The sequence below is a fragment of the Denitrobacterium sp. genome, from assembly GCF_056180635.1.
This window is the reverse complement of the sequence record NZ_JAZZJS010000097.1, coordinates 1-3,656: the sequence shown is the minus strand read 5'-3', so window position 1 is coordinate 3,656 and position 3,656 is coordinate 1. Positions and strand designations below refer to the sequence as shown.

Genomic DNA, 3,656 nt, shown 5'->3' with positions numbered 1-3,656 from the left:
ACGGAACGCCACGAGAGCCGCCGAATCGACAACCAGCTCCGCGGTCGTGCCGGTCGTCAGGGCGACCCGGGTTCCACGCAGTTCTACCTGTCGCTGGAAGACGACCTCATGCGCCTGTTCGGCGGCGACCGCATGGACAAGATCGGCGCCATGATGGAGCGCACCGACATGCCGGAGGACATGCCCATCCAGGCTTCCATGGTCTCCAAGGCCATCGAGAACGCCCAGCGCCAGGTGGAGACGATGAACTTCGCCGCACGTAAGAACGTCCTCGAATACGACGACGTGATGAACCTGCAGCGCAAGGCCATCTACGAAGAGCGCAATGCCATCCTCGACGGCAAGGACGTTTCCGAGCGCGTGCCCGAAATCATGCGCGATTGCGTCGAGCCCATCGTCCAGGAAAACTGCCCCGATCGCGCTCCCAGCGACGACTGGGATATGCGTTCCGTCGACATGTGGGTCCAGAACATGGACGGCGTGCCCTTCTCGGTGGAATCCGTCGACCACGAAGACGACCCCGAAGTCGTGTCCGATGCCATCGTTTCCGAGTTCACGCGCATTTACGACGAGAAGCACGAGCTTCTGGGCGACGAGGTGATGAAGGGGCTCGAGGCGAACATCATGCTCCGCATCATCGACACGCGCTGGATGGAGCACCTCTCGAATATGGATTACCTGCGCACGGGCATTGGCCTGCGTGCGTTTGGCCAGCGCGACCCGCTGGTGGAGTACAAGAACGAGGCCCATCGCGCATTCGGCGAGATGACGAATGGCATGTACGAGGCATTCCTGCGCACCATCCTGCGTCTGCAGATTGCCAAGAAGGAAGCCCCCGCCGTACCCGAGCAGGCCGACCCGCTGCGCGGCAGGATCAGCTATTCCTCGCCGGAGCGCACGCTCGACGATTCCTCGCGCACCACGGCGCAGCGCGTTCAGCAGGCTGCAGCCGCCGCGCAGGGTGCGGCTCCCATGCCCACGGCGGTTCCCAAGCCCGCCGCCACGGCGAAGCCGGCCACGTTCGTGAAAGACAAGGAAGACCCGTACGCCAACGTAGGGCGCAACGACCCGTGCCCCTGCGGTAGCGGCAAGAAATTCAAGAAGTGCCACGGCCAGCCGGGCATGCTGAACAACTAGGCAATACGATGCGTTCGCCTCCGGGCGAACGCGCTCGTTAGGATTACATGGCAAACCTGAAAGACATAGACGAACTGTCGCGCCGTCTTGAAGCCGCGCGCGACTATCTGCATATCGAAGACGCAAAGGCGCTGCTTGCCGAGCTCGACGAGGAATGCTCGCAGCCCGATTTCTGGAACGATTCCGAACATGCGCAGGCCGTTTCCAAGCAGGCGAGCGATACGCGTTCCACTATCGAATCGTTCAACGAGGCATGCTCTCTCATCGACGACATCCGCACGGCATGCGACCTCGCCGAGGAAGACCCCGAATTCGCCCACGAGGCCGAGGAGGCGCGTTCGCGTCTGGTGGCCCTGCTCGATCAGTTCGAAATCGAGTCGTGGTTCGATGGTCGTTTCGATGCGGGATCCTGCATCGTTACCGTGAACCCCGGTTCTGGCGGCCTCGAGGCCCAGGACTGGACGGATATGCTCTTCGGCATGTACACGCATTACGCCGAGGAAAAGGGCTGGGACGTCACGGTTCTCGATGCCCAGCCGGGCGAGGTCATCGGCATCGAGCGCGCGAGCTTCCAGGTCGATGGGCGCTTCGCCTACGGCATGCTCCGCAGCGAAATCGGCGTGCATCGCCTGGTGCGCATTTCGCCCACCGACGACAAGAAGCGTCGTCATACCACGTTCGCAAGCGTCGAGGTGATGCCCGTTCTCCCCGACGATATCGAAGTCGACCTGAACCCGTCCGACGTGCGCGTCGACGTGTACCGTTCCAGCGGTCCGGGCGGCCAGTGCGTGAACACCACCGATTCCGCGGTGCGCCTCACGCATATGCCCACGGGTTTGGTGGTCACGTGCCAGAACGAGAAATCCCAGCTCCAGAACAAGGAAGCGGCGTTTCGCGTTCTGAAGGCGAAACTCTACGAATTGGAAGAGCGCAAGCGTCAGGAGGAATTGGCCGAATTGCGCGGCGAAAAAATGGAGAATTCCTTCGGAAGCCAAATACGCAATTATGTGCTCTACCCTTATCAGTTGGTTAAAGATCTGCGCAGTGGCGTCGAGACGGGCAACGTCGACGCGGTGCTGGGCGGGCGACTCGAGGAATTCGTCATCGGGTACCACCGTTGGCGCGTTTCCCAATAGGAAGGATTAGGATGGACTCATTGGCTTTGCAAGATCGTGCGCGTGCAATGCGCGTCGATATCGTGAAGATGATCGCCGAGGCAGGTAGCGGCCATCCGGGTGGCTCCCTTTCGTGTATCGATATTCTTACGGCGCTGTATTTCGGCGGCGTTATGAATCACGACCCGGCGAATCCCGCCAGCGAGACGCGCGATCGCTTCATCCTCGCGAAGGGTCATGCCGCTCCGGCTCTGTACGCTGCACTGGCTCATGCCGGCTATTTCCCCCAGGAAGAGCTCATGACGCTGCGCAAGCTTGGCACGCGCCTGCAGGGGCACCCCGACTGCCACCTCGTTCCCGGCGTGGAAGTTTCCACCGGTTCGCTGGGGCAGGGCCTGTCCGTCGCGGCCGGCCTCGCATGCGGCCTGCGCCTGGAAAGCAACGACGCCCGCGTCTTCACGGTGCTGGGCGACGGCGAATGCGAAGAGGGTCAGGTCTGGGAAGCGGCCATGTTTGCCGCTCACCAGAAGCTCGGCAACCTCATCGCCATCGTCGACGCGAATGGCCTGCAGATCGACGGTCCCGTTCAGGAAGTCGTTCAGGAGGGCCCGATCGCCCAGAAGTTCGAGGCATTCGGCTGGAGCGTTTCCGAAGTCGACGGCCACGACATCCCCGCACTCATCGAGCATCTTTCCTCCCTCAAGCAGCAGGGTGGCCAGGTGCCTCACGCCGTCATCGCCCATACGGTGAAGGGAAAGGGCATTTCGTTCATGGAAAATCAGGTGGGCTGGCATGGCAAGGCCCCCAATGCAGATCAGCTGGCCACCGCTTTGGCCGAGCTTCAGGCTTAGAGGAGGCCAGGCATGGTAGAATTCGCCACTCCCGAACAGGCTCAGGAAAAGAAGGCCACGCGCGCCGCGTTTGGCGTAACGCTTGCGGAACTCGCCGAAGAGGGCGTTCCCGTAGTTGCCGTCGATGCCGACCTTTCCGGCTCCACCACCACGGCTAAGTTCGCGAAGGCCGCCGACGGCAATGCCGAGCGCCTGTTCAACTGCGGCATCGCCGAGCAGAACATGATCGACGTCGCAGCTGGCCTGTCCCTCGCCGGCCAGATTGCCTTCACGGGCTCTTTCGCCGTGTTCGGAACCGGCCGTGCATACGACCAGATTCGCAACACCGTCGCCTATTCCGGCTTGAACGTGAAAATCTGCCCCACGCATGCTGGCGTGTCGGTAGGCCCCGACGGCGGTAGCCACCAGATGCTCGAAGACGTTGCGCTCATGCGCGAGCTTCCTGGCATGACGGTGCTCGTTCCCGCCGATTACGAAGCGGCTCGCAGTTCCATCAAGCTCGCCGCTCGCACCGATGGCCCCGTGTACGTTCGCATGGGTCGCGCTGCCGTTC

The 3,656-nt window shown here is 62.2% G+C and carries 4 protein-coding genes; all 4 read left to right on the top strand.

What is annotated here, in order from left to right; translation table 11 throughout:
• The coding region (locus tag AC04P6_RS08915; RefSeq protein WP_475566276.1) for a preprotein translocase subunit SecA at positions 1-1,137 on the top strand (1,137 nt) is incomplete at its 5' end.
• Between the two features lie 47 nt (positions 1,138-1,184).
• Positions 1,185-2,273: a peptide chain release factor 2 gene (prfB, locus tag AC04P6_RS08910; protein ID WP_475566275.1), complete on the top strand. Its 1,089-nt coding sequence runs from the start codon at positions 1,185-1,187 to the stop codon at positions 2,271-2,273.
• 11 nt (positions 2,274-2,284) lie between these two features.
• Positions 2,285-3,103, top strand: coding sequence for a transketolase (locus AC04P6_RS08905; RefSeq protein WP_475566274.1), 819 nt, complete (start codon positions 2,285-2,287; stop codon positions 3,101-3,103).
• Between the two features lie 12 nt (positions 3,104-3,115).
• A partial coding sequence (locus AC04P6_RS08900) for a transketolase family protein (protein WP_475566273.1) occupies positions 3,116-3,656 on the top strand: 541 nt, incomplete at its 3' end.

Excerpts from the sequence above, each read along its gene's own strand:
- AC04P6_RS08905 (WP_475566274.1), top strand. The coding sequence starts at position 2,285 with ATGGACTCATTGGCTTTGCAAGATCGTGCGCGTGCAATGCGCGTCGAT.
- prfB (WP_475566275.1), top strand. The coding sequence starts at position 1,185 with ATGGCAAACCTGAAAGACATAGACGAACTGTCGCGCCGTCTTGAAGCC.